Source organism: Marinomonas algicola (assembly GCF_014805825.1).
Lineage (GTDB): Bacteria > Pseudomonadota > Gammaproteobacteria > Pseudomonadales > Marinomonadaceae > Marinomonas > Marinomonas algicola.
The window spans coordinates 533,813-551,850 of record NZ_CP061941.1 but is presented as its reverse complement, the minus strand read 5'-3'; the positions used below and the strand labels follow the sequence as shown (position 1 = coordinate 551,850).

General features: G+C 44.3%; 12 protein-coding genes and 3 rRNA genes. 8 read left to right on the top strand and 7 right to left on the bottom strand.

Annotation, left to right across the window (positions count from 1 at the left end):
* Positions 1 to 12: 12 nt before the first annotated feature.
* The 5 genes from IEZ33_RS02540 to IEZ33_RS02520 all read left to right on the top strand — a co-directional run bounded on the left by IEZ33_RS02540 (position 13) and on the right by IEZ33_RS02520 (position 3,793).
* A complete protein-coding gene (locus IEZ33_RS02540; protein ID WP_191602166.1) occupies positions 13 to 651 on the top strand; it encodes an SPOR domain-containing protein in 639 nt (212 codons plus the stop codon).
* A gap of 157 nt (positions 652 to 808) precedes the next feature.
* Positions 809 to 1,363, top strand: a complete 555-nt coding sequence (gene hslV, locus IEZ33_RS02535; RefSeq protein ID WP_191602165.1) for an ATP-dependent protease subunit HslV — start codon at positions 809 to 811, stop codon at positions 1,361 to 1,363.
* A gap of 22 nt (positions 1,364 to 1,385) precedes the next feature.
* Positions 1,386 to 2,708 carry an ATP-dependent protease ATPase subunit HslU gene (hslU, locus tag IEZ33_RS02530; protein ID WP_206696893.1) on the top strand — a complete coding sequence of 441 codons (1,323 nt, stop codon included), beginning with the start codon at positions 1,386 to 1,388 and terminating at the stop codon, positions 2,706 to 2,708.
* 54 nt (positions 2,709 to 2,762) lie between these two features.
* Complete coding sequence (locus IEZ33_RS02525; RefSeq protein WP_191602164.1) at positions 2,763 to 3,146, top strand: gamma-butyrobetaine hydroxylase family protein; 384 nt, start codon at positions 2,763 to 2,765, stop codon at positions 3,144 to 3,146.
* 32 nt (positions 3,147 to 3,178) lie between these two features.
* Complete coding sequence (locus IEZ33_RS02520) at positions 3,179 to 3,793, top strand: ubiquinone biosynthesis accessory factor UbiJ (RefSeq protein ID WP_191602163.1); 615 nt, start codon at positions 3,179 to 3,181, stop codon at positions 3,791 to 3,793.
* A gap of 92 nt (positions 3,794 to 3,885) precedes the next feature.
* Here IEZ33_RS02520 and IEZ33_RS02515 read toward each other — a convergent pair whose 3' ends face one another.
* From IEZ33_RS02515 to ilvA, 3 genes are all read right to left on the bottom strand, one after another.
* Entirely contained in the window at positions 3,886 to 4,881 is a 996-nt protein-coding gene (locus IEZ33_RS02515) for an asparaginase domain-containing protein (RefSeq protein ID WP_191602162.1), read from the bottom strand.
* A gap of 16 nt (positions 4,882 to 4,897) precedes the next feature.
* Complete coding sequence (argS, locus tag IEZ33_RS02510) at positions 4,898 to 6,631, bottom strand: arginine--tRNA ligase (RefSeq protein ID WP_191602161.1); 1,734 nt, start codon at positions 6,629 to 6,631, stop codon at positions 4,898 to 4,900.
* A 235-nt stretch (positions 6,632 to 6,866) separates the two neighbouring features.
* Complete coding sequence (gene ilvA / locus IEZ33_RS02505; protein ID WP_191602160.1) at positions 6,867 to 8,399, bottom strand: threonine ammonia-lyase, biosynthetic; 1,533 nt, start codon at positions 8,397 to 8,399, stop codon at positions 6,867 to 6,869.
* Positions 8,400 to 8,563: 164 nt separating this feature from the next.
* Between ilvA and rpiA the strand changes: the two genes are divergently transcribed.
* Positions 8,564 to 9,238, top strand: a complete 675-nt coding sequence (rpiA, locus tag IEZ33_RS02500) for a ribose-5-phosphate isomerase RpiA (RefSeq protein WP_191603503.1) — start codon at positions 8,564 to 8,566, stop codon at positions 9,236 to 9,238.
* Between the two features lie 22 nt (positions 9,239 to 9,260).
* Here rpiA and IEZ33_RS02495 read toward each other — a convergent pair whose 3' ends face one another.
* Positions 9,261 to 10,226, bottom strand: a complete 966-nt coding sequence (locus tag IEZ33_RS02495) for a zinc transporter ZntB (RefSeq protein WP_191602159.1) — start codon at positions 10,224 to 10,226, stop codon at positions 9,261 to 9,263.
* 169 nt (positions 10,227 to 10,395) lie between these two features.
* On the opposite strand from IEZ33_RS02495, the gene IEZ33_RS02490 reads away from it, so the two are divergent.
* Both IEZ33_RS02490 and IEZ33_RS02485 read left to right on the top strand, forming a co-directional pair.
* On the top strand, positions 10,396 to 11,355 hold the full coding sequence (locus IEZ33_RS02490) for a class 1 fructose-bisphosphatase (protein ID WP_191602158.1): 960 nt from the start codon (positions 10,396 to 10,398) through the stop codon (positions 11,353 to 11,355).
* Between the two features lie 69 nt (positions 11,356 to 11,424).
* On the top strand, positions 11,425 to 12,246 hold the full coding sequence (locus IEZ33_RS02485) for a hypothetical protein (RefSeq protein WP_191602157.1): 822 nt from the start codon (positions 11,425 to 11,427) through the stop codon (positions 12,244 to 12,246).
* Positions 12,247 to 12,517: 271 nt separating this feature from the next.
* Here IEZ33_RS02485 and rrf read toward each other — a convergent pair.
* From rrf to IEZ33_RS02470, 3 genes are all read right to left on the bottom strand, one after another.
* A 5S ribosomal RNA gene (gene rrf, locus IEZ33_RS02480) occupies positions 12,518 to 12,632 on the bottom strand.
* A 261-nt stretch (positions 12,633 to 12,893) separates the two neighbouring features.
* Positions 12,894 to 15,780, bottom strand: a 23S ribosomal RNA gene (locus IEZ33_RS02475).
* A gap of 394 nt (positions 15,781 to 16,174) precedes the next feature.
* Positions 16,175 to 17,712: ribosomal RNA gene (locus IEZ33_RS02470) — 16S ribosomal RNA — on the bottom strand.
* The 16S, 23S and 5S rRNA genes sit together here, the layout of an rRNA operon.
* Positions 17,713 to 18,038 lie beyond the last annotated feature (326 nt).

The window sequence follows — 18,038 nt, the reverse complement described above, 5'->3', positions numbered from 1 at the left end:
GTGTTAATTATTATGGCGGCTAAAGGCTCACAACCCAAAAAAGGGGCAACACGAAAAAGTGCGCCCGCAAAACCTCCAGCAAAAAACAAAATAAGATGGTGGCTTTGGCTATTCATTTTGTTGTTAGCAGGCGCCTTTATCTTTGGTTTGGCTCAATTAAGTAAAGTACAGCCACCGGCGTCTCAAAAGATGAGCATTCAACCATCGTCCTCAGCCGTTGAACCCCAAAAAGCCGTACCCAAAAAAGTTGAGCCAAAAAAGCCGGAACCGGCAAAAAACGCACAAACTAAGCCGGCCGCAACAGCACCTAAAAAAGACAACTTTGAATTTTATCAAATTCTCCAAGACAGCAAAGTCGATACCAGTCATGTTGATGCCTACCAATCAACGCCCCGTGGAGAGCAAGACTTTCTTTATATGATTCAAGCCGCGTCGTTTAGAAGCAACAGTGATGCCGATCGAATGAGAGCCAAGTTGATTTTGCTAGGGCTAAACGCCAGTATTCGCCAAACCACTGGCAAAGACGGCCGCCCATGGTTTCGAGTCGTGTTGGGGCCCTATGAATCTCGCTCAAAAATGAACCGCGCACAAGATAAACTTGTCTCTCAAGACATCCAATCCTATACCTATAGGATTAAAAAAGACGAATAACACCTAGTATCTCAGTGGAACCCCACCAAAGACTGAACAGGGTTCCACTTGCCTTTATGCCAACATTACTGGCCACTTCTCGCATTCAATATTCGCCGTCAGCCTTGAAAACGCAATAAAAGCCCACACGTTTAGAATATCGAAAATGGAGTAAAACATGACAACTATTCTGACAGTACGTAAAGGTAATCAAGTCGTCGTGGGTGGCGATGGCCAAGTGTCTCTTGGTAATACCGTAATGAAAGGCAATGCACGTAAAGTACGTCGTTTATACAAAGGCGAGGTAATAGCCGGTTTTGCCGGTGGTACCGCCGATGCCTTTACTTTATTTGAACGTTTTGAAGGCCAACTTGAAAAGCATCAAGGCCAGCTCGTGCGAGCGGCAGTGGATTTGGCCAAAGATTGGCGTTCTGATAAAGCACTCAGAAAGCTTGAAGCCATGCTGATTGTTGCCAATAAAGACAGTACACTCATTATTACGGGCAATGGTGATGTTGTTGAGCCAGAACATGGCGCCCTAGCCATAGGCTCTGGCGGTAATTATGCAGAGGCGTCTGCTCGAGCCCTTATTGACAATACTGACTTGTCAGCTCGAGAAATTGTTGAAAAAAGTTTGTCTATTGCCGCTGATATTTGTGTGTTCACCAATCACAGCCTAACAATAGAAACCATTATTGTAGATCCGACACTTGAAGACAAATCTTCAACCTAATCCAGCGGGAGAACCCTTTCTAATGACAATGACCATGACTCCTCGTGAAACGGTAAACGCACTTGATAAACACATCATTGGCCAACAAGGGGCCAAAAGAGCGGTTGCCATTGCACTAAGAAACCGCTGGCGCCGAATGCAGCTGCCGGAAGAAATGCGCGCCGAAGTAACCCCTAAGAATATCTTGATGATCGGACCAACGGGTGTGGGTAAAACTGAAATTGCTCGCCGTCTTGCCAAGTTATCTAATGCGCCTTTTATCAAAATTGAAGCCACAAAATTTACCGAGGTAGGTTACGTTGGCCGCGACGTGGAATCCATCATTCGAGATTTAGTTGAGATGGCCATTAAAATGTTCCGTGAACAAGCAACGGAAAAACTGCGCCACAAAGCGGAAGACGCGGCTGAAGACCGTATCCTTGATGCGCTGTTACCACCCGCTCGTGGAACGGAACCGACAGAGGACAGCAGTACACGTCAAATATTCCGTAAGAAATTGCGTGAAGGACAATTAGACGATAAAGAAATTGATATTGATCTATCTGCAACCCCTGTAGGGGTAGAGATCATGGCGCCTCCTGGTATGGAAGAAATGACCAACCAGCTGCAAAGCATGTTTTCCAGTTTAGGCAATGAAAAAACACGCAAACGTAAAATGAAGGTAAAACAAGCGTATCGTCAAGTACGTGATGAAGAAGCCGCCAAACTTATCAATGAAGAAGAGCTCAAAGCGCAAGCGATTGAAGCCGTCGAACAAAACGGTATTGTTTTTTTAGATGAGATTGATAAAGTAGCGAAAAGTTCAGAACGCAGTGGTGGAGAAGTCTCACGGGAAGGTGTTCAACGAGACTTATTGCCCTTGGTTGAGGGCTGTACTGTTTCCACAAAATACGGCATGATCAAAACTGACCATATTTTGTTTATTGCCTCTGGTGCATTTCATCTTTCTAAACCATCGGATCTGATTCCTGAGTTACAGGGTCGTCTTCCTATCCGTGTTGAATTAGATGCGTTAACAACAGAAGACTTTAAAAAAATTCTCGTTGAACCAAATGCGTCTCTAACAAAACAATACGTTGCCTTAGCCGCAACCGAAGGGGTTTCTTTAAACTTTACTGATGAAGGTATTCAACGAATTGCTGAAATTGCGTTTCAGGTGAATGAAACCACTGAAAATATTGGTGCACGTCGATTGCATACGGTACTTGAACGTTTATTGGAAGAAATGTCTTACTCCGCTAGCGACATGCCTGAAGGTCAATTTGTTGAAGTAACGGCCGCTTACGTTGATGAGCATCTAGGTGAAGTCGCTAAAGATGAAGACCTAAGTCGCTTTATTCTGTAATTTTCCAATCACGCTTATACAATCTGACAGGGATGTCATTTAAGAGGCTAATTTATGGCTGCGCTTTTACCGACCAAAATCCATTATCATAAACAGTCCAAAGAACTTGAGGTTGGTTTTAATAATGGCGAGGTTTACCGACTCAGTGCCGAATACCTGAGAATACACTCCCCTTCGGCTGAGGTTCGAGGCCATGGTCAACAGATTCCTATTTTACAATACGGAAAAAAAGCAGTCGGCATTCTCAACGTTGAGGGCGCAGGCAACTACGCACTCAAAATATCCTTTGATGATGGGCATGATACTGGACTCTATTCTTGGGACTATTTGTTCAATATTGGTAAAAATCAAGAAGAACTTTGGCAAATCTACCTACAACGTCTAGACGAAGCAGGAAAAAGTCGCGAGAATAATGTTATTCAACTCCATCAAATTTAATTTGAATTCACCCTACCTCAATCGAGATAATCATGAGCCTACTGAGTTTAAGCGCCCTAAGCCTGGTCGAAAATGCCATCAATTCCGCCTTTCAACAAGACTTGCCATCACAAAAGCGCTTAAGCAAACTGGCAGGCCAAAATGTGTTGTTAGAAATAGAAGACTTCTCCCTACTTATCTTAATTCAAATTCTTGAAGAAGGTATCGCGTTAAGCATGCCTCTGTCATTAGAGGAAGCGAATCTAAATAACCGAAAAGATACCCATGTATCTGGAGACAGTTCTGCTTACCGTAAACTGCTGGATGGCAATGGCTTTTTTGATGGTGACTTATTAATTCAAGGTAATGCGCAAACACTGATGACCTTACATAAGGTATCTGAGCACTTTGAACTGGATTGGGAAGGTGTTTTGGCCGATAAAATAGGCGATTTACCCGCTTCTATTGTGGCCGAAATAATGCGTAAACAATGGGACTGGACAAAAACCACCAGCCACCACGCAAAAATGGCCTTGATTGATTACCTGCAAAACGACAGTGACTTACTTCCTAGTAAGATAGAATTCACTCACTTCGTGGAAGATTTAGAGCACTTTGACCTGCAGTTAGAGCGACTCGATGCTAAAGTTAAACAGCTAAAAAAATAACGCATTTCACAAACTTATTATTCATAGGGCGATGAAACTCGTTTTTTTTCAACTGTCTTATGCAAAGGCTAACTTTATGCAAGAGAGACTTATCAAGTATCCAAAGCCAGCGTTTTGTCGAACGCCAACTTAATTTCTTTTGCTGAAAGCCCTAAACCACTCAAGAAATGCAACTTCACAAACGCCGCTTCGTAGGTCATATCTTTCCCAGAAATGACGCCCGCTTTCACTAGAGCAGAGCCTGCCGCATACGCACCGGCGACAACCCGCCCAGAGCCGCACTGACTCACATTAACAATAACAACATCATTGTCTGTGGCTGTCTTTAGTAACCCCAACAAGGCTTGATCTTTATCTGGGGCATTACCTGCACCATAACTCAACAGCACGGCGCCTTTTAGGTTCGTACTATTAAGTAGCCCCTTCCAGTGATCCGCGCTAACACCGGGGAAAACAGGTAAAATGGTGACCGCGCCAGAAGTCATATTGGGAATAGAAATGTCTGTCTTTTGTTTGTCTGAAGCATTCACATCTTGAGACCATTGCCAATCAATACCAAGCCATCCTCGTAAAGGTGCATTAGGCGATGCAAAGGCCGCCAACTCCGTTGTATGCGCTTTATGCGCTCGATTCCCTTCGATCAAACGACCAGCAAAAAACAAAAATACCCCATTAGGGCCATTTTTTAATGCCTCTATCGCACCCAGCATATTATTTCGAGCATCACTGCGGGTCTTAAAGAGTGGTATTTGCGACCCTGTTACTACAATTGGTTTCGTGGGCGCTTGGAAGCAGTAGAACAACGCCGCTGCACTGTAAGCCATAGTATCAGTGCCATGCAGTACCATAAAAGCATCGTACTTGTGCCAATTAGATTGGATATCTTGAGCGATTATTTGCCAATCCTCTGGACGTGCATTAGAACTATCAATCAAATGTTCGTAGCAATACACCGTCATGTTGTCATTTGGGTAGTCGTCTTGCAGCATAATTTCTACTGCTTGAGCAAAATCAGGATCAGGTACGAGGCCCTGTTCAGAGTCAACCATTCCAATGGTGCCACCCGTGTACGCTACGTAAATATTCATAATAAAACCTATAAAATTACATTCTTTCTAGGGTTTCAATGCCCAAAAGCTCAAGGCCTTTTTTAAGAGTAGACGCTGTATTTATAGCCAACAGTAAACGACTTGCTTTTACCTCTGGCTCAGCGGTAAGAATAGGGCAAGCCTCGTAGAAGCTCATAAAGACACCGGCTAAGTCGTATAAGTAAGTACACATAAAATGAGGCATACCATCATTAGCGACTTGCTCTAATGCTTCAGAGAACTGCAACAACCTTACTGCTAATGCTCTTTCTTGAATGGAAGATAAGGAAATAACGCCTTCAATTGTGCTTAATTCAGTTTCTGAGCGTTTAACGATGCTGGCAATGCGTGAATAAGCATACAATAAATAAGGGGCGGTGTTCCCTTCAAAACTCAGCATCTGATCCCAGTTGAACACATAATCGCTAGTCCGGTTTTTCGATAGATCGGCGTATTTTACCGACGCAATGCCTACCACTCGACCAATATTTTTTAATTCTTCTTCAGCCATATCAGGGTTTTTAGAAGACACCAGCGTATAGGCTCTCTCTTGCGCTTCTTCAAGCAACGCCGATAATTTGGCTACACCACCAGAACGGGTTTTAAAAGGTTTACCATCACGACCCATTACAGTACCGAAAGGCATATGTTCTAAGCTCGTTTCCGGTTTAACAAAACCCGCTTTGCGTCCAAGAGTGAAAATCTGTTGAAAATGGAGAGATTGACGCGCATCAACAAAGTACAATCCACGATCAAAGCCTAATGTATGTTGGCGAAATCGTAAAGCCGCTAAATCAGTTGTTGAATACAAGAAACCACCACCGGTTTTTTGTACGATTACAGGGGTAATTTCCCCCTCTTTATTAGCAAACTCTTCCATGAAAACACATTGAGCCCCTTTTGATTCAGTTAACAAACCTTGATGATTTAACTCAGTCACCACAGACGCTAAATCATCGTTGTATGCACTTTCTGGCATCACATGCTCGCGCTTCAAAGACACACCGAGCATTTTGTAGGTTTCTTCACAGTGTGTTAAAGAAATATCTATAAATTCATTCCATAACGCCAAGCACTGCTTATCGCCTGATTGCAGAGCGACGACTAATTCTCTAGCGCGAACCGCAAAGCTTTCATCTTCATCAAAGCACTTCTTAGCATCACGATAAAATATTTCCAGGTCAGACAAAACCATGCTAATTTCACTGCTTTCTTGGCGTAAACGCTCCATATACGCCAATAACATACCAAACTGAGTTCCCCAGTCACCGACATGATTCTGACGAATAACATGATGGCCTAAAAACTCTAAAGTACGAACCACTGAATCACCAATTACCGTTGAGCGTAAATGACCAACGTGCATTTCTTTAGCAAGATTAGGTGAAGAATAATCAACTACAATCGTTTGTGGCTGGGACACCTGCTGCACATCTAACCGAGCATCATTTAATACCCGCCGTATCTCTTGCGCCATCCATTCAGGTTTCAAGAAAATATTAATGAAGCCTGGGCCTGCAATGTCTACTTTGTCTGATATATCCGTTAAATCAAGATGTTCGAGAACATTCTGAGCAAAATCACGAGGGTTCATTTTCAGTTTTTTTGCCACGCCCATAATGCCATTGGCTTGATAATCTCCGAATTGCACTTTGGCAGATTGCCTAACAATAGCCGGAGAGCCTTCTGGACCACCAGCGGCCACCATAGCGTTTTGGATACGAGTATTGAGGAGGGTTTGAATATTCACGATTGATCGCCTTTTGATAAATGAATGGCTTCCACAAAAGCGCGCTTCTCGAGGAAAATCTACGTTTTTTGAGCCAATGAAACTTTGAGCTTTAGAGTACTTAAGCAAAGTCTCTCTGATAAAATATGGCGGCTATGATAACCGATTTTAGTTTGCTAAGCGAAAGCTTATAGGACAAAGCCTACACTTAAAGAAGTGTAGGCTAATACACATTTAAGAATGTTTTAGACGAGCGTTATTTGAAAAACAGCTGGCACGCGAGATTGTCATTTTCATCTTGATAAGGGTAACCCAAATCATCTAAATAACGAGTCACGTCGGTTTCTTCTCCAACGGCCTGTAAGCCCACGAGTACTCGTCCATAAGCATCACCGTGATTGCGATAATGAAACATAGAAATATTCCACTGCCCGCCTAAGGTAGTTAGGAATTTTAACAGCGCACCTGGACGCTCTGGAAACTCAAAGCTGTAGAGTAACTCCCCTTTGTTACTGCGTAAATGCCCTCCAATCATATGTCTAACATGCACTTTGGCCGTTTCATTATCGGTTAAATCAATTACATCATAGTCCTTTAAGTCATGCAGTAAATTCGTAAGGCTATCTGGGCCTCCTATCTGAATACCAACAAAGATGACGGCTTCATCTTCATGAGAAAAACGATAATTAAATTCGGTGATACTGCGGCCGGTCATAGCATCACAAAAATCTTTAAAGCTTCCTGGGTGTTCAGGGATTTTAACCGCAATAATGGCTTCTCGTTTTTCACCGAGTTCAGCGCGCTCTGACACGTGACGCAAACGATCAAAGTTTACATTCGCCCCACTGTTAATCGCAATAAAGGTCTTTCCTTGAACATTTTCTCTTTCAATGTATTTTTTCAACCCTGCTACAGCGCATGCGCCAGCAGGTTCAGTAATAGAACGGGTATCATCATATATGTCTTTAATGGCGGCGCACATTTCATCGGTTGTCACAGTAACCACTTCATCAACCGTATCTTTAGCAATATTAAATGTGTTGGTTCCAATTTGGGCAACGGCCACGCCTTCAGCAAAAATGCCAACTTGACTTAAACGAGTCGGTTTACCCTGCTCTAACGCATATTTTAAACAAGCCGCATCTTCAGGCTCTACCCCAATAATTTTAATTTCTGGTCGTAAATATTTCACATAGGCCGCAATCCCCGCAATGAGTCCTCCACCACCAACAGGAACAAAGATCGCATCAATATTGCCTTCGTGTTGACGTAAGATTTCCATGCCAACGGTACCTTGTCCCGCAATCGTGTCAAGGTCATCAAATGGATGAACAAATACTTGCCCAGATGCTTGCATGATTTCCTGAGATTTTCCGAAAGCCGCATCATAAGCATCCCCAAATAACACCACCTCGGCGCCATGATTTCGGACAGCGGTGACTTTCACTTCTGGAGTGGTTTCAGGCATTACAATGGTTGCCTTAATTCCCAATTTTTTAGCGGCTAAAGCCAACCCTTGAGCATGATTTCCTGCTGATGCGGCAATCACACCGCGATTTTTTTCTTCATCGGTTAACTGAGAAATTTTATTGTATGCACCACGAATTTTGAAAGAAAAAACCGGCTGTAGATCTTCTCTTTTTAAAATAATCTCGTTCTCAAAGCGATTACATAATTGATTTGCTCTAGATAACGGGGTTTCCACGGCGACGTCATAGACACGTGCCTGCAGAATTTTTTTGATCATGGTATGAGGCATATATTTTTCCAGTAGGATAGCTGTATTCATTTGGAAAAAGACTTCACGTAACTCATATGGTCACGCTAAAATCTTAGTAGATAAGAAATATACCGATTTCACACTCTTTAGGCAAAGCTACTTTCTGAAGATGGTCGCAAGGTCTATAATGTGCTCCCTACACTGGCCACAAAAAGGTTTCACCTCTTATGACTATGACACAAGATGAACTAAAGCTTGCCGTTGCGAAAGCGGCGGTTGAATACATATTGCCAAAGCTTGAAAAAGACACCATCGTTGGTGTTGGTACAGGCTCAACAGCGAACCTTTTTATTGACGAATTGGCTAAACATAAACAGCTATTCGAAGGTACCGTTGCCAGCTCTGAAACATCCGCCGAACGCCTTAAAAAGCATGGTGTTACTGTTTACGATCTAAACTCCGTTAATAAGATTGCGGTTTATATTGATGGCGCCGATGAAAGCAATCACTTTTTACACCTTATAAAAGGGGGTGGTGCGGCACTTACACGTGAAAAAATTGTTACCGCGTGCAGTGATGAATTTATCTGTATTGCAGATCAATCTAAACTGGTTGATGTACTTGGTGATTTCCCTCTTCCAGTTGAAGTGATCCCAATGGCTCGTAGTTATGTCGCAAGAGAGTTAGTCAAGCTTGGAGGAGACCCTGTATACCGAGAAGGTGTAGTGACAGATAATGGCAATCATATTTTAGATGTCTACAATATGAGCATTGTTAACCCTGTCGAGCTAGAAACCGCAATTAACGCTATCGTTGGTGTGGTTACTAATGGTCTATTTGCCGCTCGTTCTGCTGATGTACTGCTACTGGCAACACAAGATGGCGTAAAAACCTTGAAAGCCAAATAATCTTGGGGTCACTGAAAAGCCGTCAAAACCAACGGCTTTTCTTCATCATAAGATATTGAACCCCTCCCAATACTACTAGAGCAATACAAAAATACCAAAACGACATACCATTATCGACACCCGGCATCCCTCCAATATTGATTCCAAATAATCCGGTTAAAAAGGATAATGGCAGAAAAATTCCCGACAAAAGCGAAAGTACATACATTCGGGCGTTCATGCGCTCTGACTGCAGATTAACAAACTCTTCTTGCATAAATAATGAACGCTCTCTTAGAGACTCTAGTGATTCAAGATACCGTGTTAAATCATTTACCGTTTCTCGAATATCGACTAACTGTTCTTCAGTAAATAACCCTGAGTGATCTACTGAAAGCTTGGCAATGGCTTCTTTTTGAGGAATCAGAAAACGCCTTAAGCGTACCGTTTCCAAACGTTTCTCAACTAACAATGCCCTTTGGCTAAGCTCTATGCCTTCGCCCATACTTTCCTCTAAATCCATGAGCTTATCTTCTAAAGTATCAATGGTTCCAGACATACGAACAGTAAGTGTTTTGGTTAACCGAGTAAGGATATCTGAAGTAGATAGAGGTCCAGTACCCTGTTTCAATTCAGAAAATATATCTTGTATGGACAATAAACGACGCCGCCTCATTGTAATAATAAAGTGAGGCGTCACCCATATACGCAAAGAAACCATATCGGTAGGTGACGAATTAGGGTTTAAGTTAACGCCTCTAAGAGTCAATAATAATCCATCTCCAATATGATCTACCCGTGGACGTGTTTCTTCTGCAAAAAGCGCGTCTACAACTGAAGAAGGCAAGTCTTCTAACGAAGCAAGCCAAGGTTGCGCAGACTCCATACCTCGATCTAAGTGAACCCATAGACGGCCTTCCTTAGGGACACTTTTTGGCAATTCTTCATAGGACAATTCTTTCATTCCCCCGATGCCATCAAGCTCTACTATATGTAAAAAGTGACTCATAATTTCGATTTTACCCCAATTAAAATAACAAAGAGCATACCTTACTCACTCGTTTAAACGATAACTTTATTTCTTCACCTATTAATGAGACTCTTTACTGACACTTGCCTGAGTAACTGGCATAATTTTCCTCTAATTTATAATCAGAGCCCAAAGGAATTCTCTTTCTATGCAAAGCTTATCTACTGTTCTTTCAGCCAGCTCAATTCCAACCTCTTTACAGAATGTTTTAACCGTAACGACTCAAACTTGCATTGAGATTTCTTCAACTTTGAAGAAAGGCTCTTTAGCGGGCATTCTAGGAATGGCCGGTAATGAAAACGTTCAAGGTGAAGAGCAGAAAAAGCTCGATGTCATTTCAAACGATATGCTTAAAAGTGCTCTTCTCGCTCTACCAGAAGTTCGCGCCATCGCTTCCGAAGAAGAGGATGACATAGTTCCAGCTCACACGGATGGAGAGTATCTGATTGCCTTCGATCCGTTAGATGGATCATCTAATATTGATATTAATGCGATGGTAGGCACCATTTTTTCCATTTACTCACGAAAAGGTGACCAACCGGCCACTGAGAATGACTTTTTAATCCCGGGTAACGAGCAAGTTGCCGCAGGCTATGTTTTATATGGCCCTTCAACTATGCTGGTATTCACGACCGGAAATGGTGTGGCTATGTATACTCTAGATGTGAATAAATCAGAATTCATACTCACTCATGAAAAAGTAACTGTCGCAAAAGACACTCAGGAGTTTGCTCTAAATATGTCAAATCAACGCTTTTGGTCTGACAAGATGCAAAAATATGCGCTTGACCTTATCTCAGGGAAGGAAGGCCCAAGACAAAAAAACTTCAATATGCGATGGGTTGCGGCCATGGTTGGAGACGTCCATAGAATTTTATGTCGTGGCGGTATTTTCATTTATCCATGGGATAAGAAAGACCCTGCAAAGCCAGGTAAGTTACGTCTAATGTACGAAGCAAATCCAATGGCTATGCTATTAGAGCAATCTGGTGGTAAAGCTTATACCCATACACAACGTATTTTGGATATCCAACCAACGGGTATACATCAGCGCGTCGCCGTCATTCTAGGTGCAGCAAACGAAGTTGATACCTGTTTATCCTATTGATCCATAATTAAAATGTAGAGAGGCTCATAATTTTATACTTCCGCCTCTCTAACATACAAGAAAACACACATGCATACTGAAAATAAAATAGGCTCGACAGATTTATCGTCGAGTCAAATAGAACTAATCATTAACGATCTTGCCCATTTACGTCAAATTGCAGACTTAGAGCTGCTTCCGAAACACCCTCACTTTGAAGGGAAGCTCTATCCTTTAGGCCGCTGTAAAGAAATTCGGGATAAGGTGTTCTCCTTACTTAAAGAGTGCCTTCCTCAAACACAACTGCCCGGCCTATTACTTATAAAAGAGCAATTAACAAAGGGCATACCATTGCAAAAACAATGGGGCTCTCTAAGAGATGAGTATTTTCAAAATGCTATGATTCTAGGGGATTTATACATCGATGTTTCCAACGACACCGTTAACCCAAATAAACCGAGAGTCGAAATTTTACCGTTAAAAGACGCTAATTTTGGCCCACTTTCAAGCTTTGAGCAATTTATAAAAGTTGCGGCCTCTTATTGGGAGGTTGAGTTTTATCAAAATACGATTTTTCCTGCATTGGCCCCATTTCTACCTTTGGTATATATTGATAAAAAAGGACGAAGTAAATTAGGTTATGCAGGGCTAGACCTCCTACAGCTAGCAATGCAAAGTAAATTTACCGCTTCAAAAAGTGTCATGTCCACTCTCCCTGAGCCTGCTGAATCGATAAAAGATGAATGGAGAAAGTCACTTAAAAGCATACCGCACAATGACTTCTTACATAATCATGAGCATATTCAAGATTATTTCCAGGAGTATCAAGATAAACACCTTTATTTAGACAGTCATTTTTGTAACCAAGCTCTAAACGCTTATCACAGCCTTCCAAAAGTCGTAAAAATATAGGCTCGCATTCATCTAGGCCGATTGAGTATTTAAGCAAAGTGACTATTGATATCAACCGCACGACTTATCAATATCCGGTAAGTCGCCTATCAAAAAGCCAAAAGTTTAATTAACGGATAAAAAAAGTAAAGTTATCGAAAGAAGACACTCTTTATGGGACGGCACCACATACGACCCCAAGATGTCCCTATACCCTATTGTCAGCTTAAATCCCGATCTACAGACGAAAAAAAACCCTGACGGCGTGAGCCATCAGGGCTTTCTAATTGAAACTTGACGACGACCTACTCTCACATGGCGAATGCCACACTACCATTGGCGATGACGCTTTTCACTTCTGAGTTCGGGATGGGATCAGGTGGTTCAACGTCTCTATGATCGTCAAGCAAACCGGTTGCGTTCGTTCTGAGTGCCTGTGTTAAGCCCTTAGGCTTAATCCAGCTTGTTCACTCACAACACGCCAGTACGTGCTTGAATCTTTAACAATGCTTTTTTGAAATAGCGATAACCAAGTATCAAACCAGCCACATCATCGCTGATGCGCGTCGTAATCTGTGTCTCTATGATCTTTTCATGATGCCGTTTGACCCTTCTCTCTTCGAGTTTTCTCAGTCTCTCTTTATCACTTAAAACCACTTTGGTGTTATATGGTCAAGCCTCACGAGCAATTAGTATTGGTTAGCTCAATGCCTCACAGCACTTACACACCCAACCTATCAACGTCGTAGTCTTCAACGGCTCTTTAGGGGACTTATGTCCCAGTGAGATCTCATCTTGAGGGAGGCTTCCCGCTTAGATGCTTTCAGCGGTTATCCCGTCCGAACATAGCTACCCGGCAATGCCACTGGCGTGACAACCGGAACACCAGAGGTTCGTCCACTCCGGTCCTCTCGTACTAGGAGCAGCTCCTCTCAAATCTCAAACGTCCACGGCAGATAGGGACCGAACTGTCTCACGACGTTCTAAACCCAGCTCGCGTACCACTTTAAATGGCGAACAGCCATACCCTTGGGACCGGCTTCAGCCCCAGGATGTGATGAGCCGACATCGAGGTGCCAAACACCGCCGTCGATGTGAACTCTTGGGCGGTATCAGCCTGTTATCCCCGGAGTACCTTTTATCCGTTGAGCGATGGCCCTTCCATACAGAACCACCGGATCACTAAGACCTACTTTCGTACCTGCTCGACGTGTCTGTCTCGCAGTTAAGCGCGCTTTTGCCTTTACACTCTTCGCATGATTTCCGACCATGCTGAGCACACCTTCGTGCTCCTCCGTTACTCTTTGGGAGGAGACCGCCCCAGTCAAACTACCCACCACACAGTGTCCTCGATCCCGATAAGGGACCTGAGTTAGAACCTCAAACATACCAGGGTGGTATTTCAAGTTTGGCTCCACTAGAACTGGCGTCCTAGTTTCAAAGCCTCCCACCTATCCTACACAAGTAGGTTCAAAGTTCACTGTGAAGCTATAGTAAAGGTTCACGGGGTCTTTCCGTCTAGCCGCGGATACACAGCATCTTCACTGCGATTTCAATTTCACTGAGTCTCGGGTGGAGACAGTGTGGCCATCGTTACGCCATTCGTGCAGGTCGGAACTTACCCGACAAGGAATTTCGCTACCTTAGGACCGTTATAGTTACGGCCGCCGTTTACTGGGGCTTCGATCAAGAGCTTCGCTTACGCTAACCCCATCAATTAACCTTCCAGCACCGGGCAGGCGTCACACCCTATACGTCCACTTTCGTGTTTGCAGAGTGCTGTGTTTTTAATAAACAGTCGCAGCCACCTGGTATCTTCGACCGGTCAATGCTTACGGAGTAAATCCTTCACACTAACCGGCGCACCTTCTCCCGAAGTTACGGTGCCATTTTGCCTAGTTCCTTCACCCGAGTTCTCTCAAGCGCCTTGGTATTCTCTACCTGACCACCTGTGTCGGTTTGGGGTACGGTTCATGTATATCTGAAGCTTAGAAGTTTTTCCTGGAAGCATGGCATCAACTACTTCGTCCAAAAGAGGACTCGTCATCAGCTCTCGGTCTTAAGAAAGCCCGGATTTACCTAAGCCTTCAACCTACTACCTTAAACACGGACAACCATCGCCGTGCTAGCCTAGCCTTCTCCGTCTCTCCATCGCAATATACATAAGTACAGGAATATTAACCTGTTTCCCATCGACTACGCATTTCTGCCTCGCCTTAGGGGCCGACTCACCCTGCCCTGATTAGCATGGGACAGGAAACCTTGGTCTTCCGGCGGGGGAGTTTTTCACTCCCCTTATCGTTACTCATGTCAACATTCGCACTTCTGATACCTCCAGCCTGCCTTACAGCTTGACCTTCAACGGCTTACAGAACGCTCCTCTACCATGCAAGATAAATCTTGCATCCGTAGCTTCGGTGTACAGTTTTAGCCCCGTTATATCTTCCGCGCAGGCCGACTCGACTAGTGAGCTATTACGCTTTCTTTAAAGGATGGCTGCTTCTAAGCCAACCTCCTAGCTGTCTAAGCCTTCCCACATCGTTTCCCACTTAACTGTAACTTTGGGACCTTAGCTGACGGTCTGGGTTGTTTCCCTTTCCACGACGGACGTTAGCACCCGCCGTGTGTCTCCCGTAATTGCACTCATCGGTATTCGGAGTTTGCATGGGGTTGGTAAGTCGGGATGACCCCTAGCCCAAACAGTGCTCTACCCCCAATGGTGAGATACGAGGCGCTACCTAAATAGCTTTCGAGGAGAACCAGCTATCTCCGAGCTTGATTAGCCTTTCACTCCTATCCACAAGTCATCCCCGGACTTTTCAACGTACGTGGGTTCGGTCCTCCAGTTAGTGTTACCCAACCTTCAACCTGCTCATGGATAGATCGCCCGGTTTCGGGTCTATTCCCAGCAACTAAACGCCCTATTAAGACTCGGTTTCCCTACGGCTCCCCTAAATGGTTAACCTTGCTACTGAAAATAAGTCGTTGACCCATTATACAAAAGGTACGCAGTCACGGAACTAAGTCCGCTCCCACTGCTTGTACGTACACGGTTTCAGGTTCTATTTCACTCCCCTCGCCGGGGTTCTTTTCGCCTTTCCCTCACGGTACTGGTACACTATCGGTCAGTCAGGAGTATTTAGCCTTGGAGGATGGTCCCCCCATATTCAGACAGGATACCACGTGTCCCGTCCTACTCGATTTCATTGATAAGGCGTTTTCGTATACGAGGCTTTCACTCTCTACGGCCAAGCTTTCCAGCTTGTTCTACTAACACCAAATCAACTTAAGGGCTAATCCCCTTTCGCTCGCCGCTACTTAGGGAATCTCGGTTGATTTCTTTTCCTTCGGGTACTTAGATGTTTCAGTTCCCCGAGTTCGCCTCATTAACCTATGTATTCAGTTAATGATACCCGCAAGCGGGTGGGTTTCCCCATTCGGAAATGTTCGGATCAAAGTTTGTTTATCAACTCCCCGAACCTTATCGCAGATTACCACGTCCTTCATCGCCTCTGACTGCCAAGGCATCCACCGTGCACGCTTGGTCACTTGACCATATAACCCAAAGTAGTTTTTTGATACCTAACGCTTCTTAAAGAAGAGCCAGTATCAAAACAACACTCAGATCACATACCAACGATGCTTTTGTGTCATCACTGGATTTTACGATTTTAGAAAGTCATCCAGGTTATTCTCAATAAAGAGAAAGATGCTTTCCACCGGTTTGACGCTTGATTATCGTCTATTTCAAAAAGTTACATTGTTAAAGAGCAAGTTTAGTGCAAAGCACTAAGTCAGACATTTATGAATAAGACAAACAATATGATGACAGGTCATCACACAATCACTTTCATCAACACCTTGCTTAGAACTCTATCCTAGTACAATTGCCGCTATAAAGTAGTCATCAGATAATTTGTGTGAACGCTCACCAGAGCTTCGTATCGTTTAAGGAGGTGATCCAGCCCCAGGTTCCCCTAGGGCTACCTTGTTACGACTTCACCCCAGTCATTGACCACTCCGTGGTAACCGCCCTCCTCGAAAGGTTAAGCTAGCTACTTCTGGAGCAATCAACTCCCATGGTGTGACGGGCGGTGTGTACAAGGCCCGGGAACGTATTCACCGTGACATTCTGATTCACGATTACTAGCGATTCCGACTTCATGGAGTCGAGTTGCAGACTCCAATCCGGACTACGACGCACTTTGTGGGATTCGCTTACTTTCGCAAGTTCGCCGCCCTCTGTATGCGCCATTGTAGCACGTGTGTAGCCCTACTCGTAAGGGCCATGATGACTTGACGTCGTCCCCACCTTCCTCCGGTTTGTCACCGGCAGTCTCCTTAAAGTTCCCACCCGAAGTGCTGGCAAATAAGGATAAGGGTTGCGCTCGTTACGGGACTTAACCCAACATTTCACAACACGAGCTGACGACAGCCATGCAGCACCTGTCTCAGAGTTCCCGAAGGCACTAAGCTATCTCTAGCGAATTCTCTGGATGTCAAGAGTAGGTAAGGTTCTTCGCGTTGCGTCGAATTAAACCACATGCTCCACCGCTTGTGCGGGCCCCCGTCAATTCATTTGAGTTTTAACCTTGCGGCCGTACTCCCCAGGCGGTCTACTTATTGCGTTAGCTTCGCCACTAAGTCATTACAACCCAACGGCTAGTAGACATCGTTTACGGCGTGGACTACCAGGGTATCTAATCCTGTTTGCTCCCCACGCTTTCGCACCTCAGTGTCAGTATCAATCCAGAGTGTCGCCTTCGCCACTGATGTTCCTTCCTATATCTACGCATTTCACCGCTACACAGGAAATTCCACACTCCTCTATCGTACTCTAGCCTGCCAGTATCGGGTGCCATTCCAAGGTTGAGCCCTGGGCTTTCACATCCGACTTAACAAACCACCTACGCGCGCTTTACGCCCAGTAATTCCGATTAACGCTTGCACCCTCTGTATTACCGCGGCTGCTGGCACAGAGTTAGCCGGTGCTTCTTCTGAGGGTAACGTCACAGCTATTGAGTATTAATCAACAACCTTTCCTCCCCTCTGAAAGTGCTTTACAACCCTAAGGCCTTCTTCACACACGCGGCATGGCTGGATCAGGCTTGCGCCCATTGTCCAATATTCCCCACTGCTGCCTCCCGTAGGAGTCTGGGCCGTGTCTCAGTCCCAGTGTGGCTGGTCATCCTCTCAGACCAGCTAGAGATCGTCGCCTTGGTGAGCCTTTACCTCACCAACAAGCTAATCTCACGCAGGCTCATCTAATAGCGAAAGGTCCGAAGATCCCCTCCTTTCCCCCGTAGGGCTTATGCGGTATTAGCATGCGTTTCCACATGTTGTCCCCCACTACTAGGCAGATTCCTACGCGTTACTCACCCGTCCGCCGCTCGACGCCTGTAGCAAGCTACATCGTTTCCGCTCGACTTGCATGTGTTAAGCCTGCCGCCAGCGTTCAATCTGAGCCATGATCAAACTCTTCAGTTTAAGATCTTGTGCTGATAAATCAGCTTGCTTACTCAAATTTAACTCTAACTAAACTTAAATGTTTATTTGATAAATCAAACAAACAAGAACGAATTGAAAGTGTTTGGACTCTCGTAAGACTTCAAATTTTTCGAAGTCTCCAGCGAGCGCCCACACAAATTATCTGATTAACTATTTTAAAGAGCGTTGAGACTATTTAGTTTGCTTCGATGTTGTGAAGCACCGTCCGTCTCAGTGGATGCGTATAATACCTCTTTCTTTTTCTTTGGCAAGTGATTTTTAACTTTTTTCCAAAAAAATCATATAAAAAGTAAAAGGCCCTATGC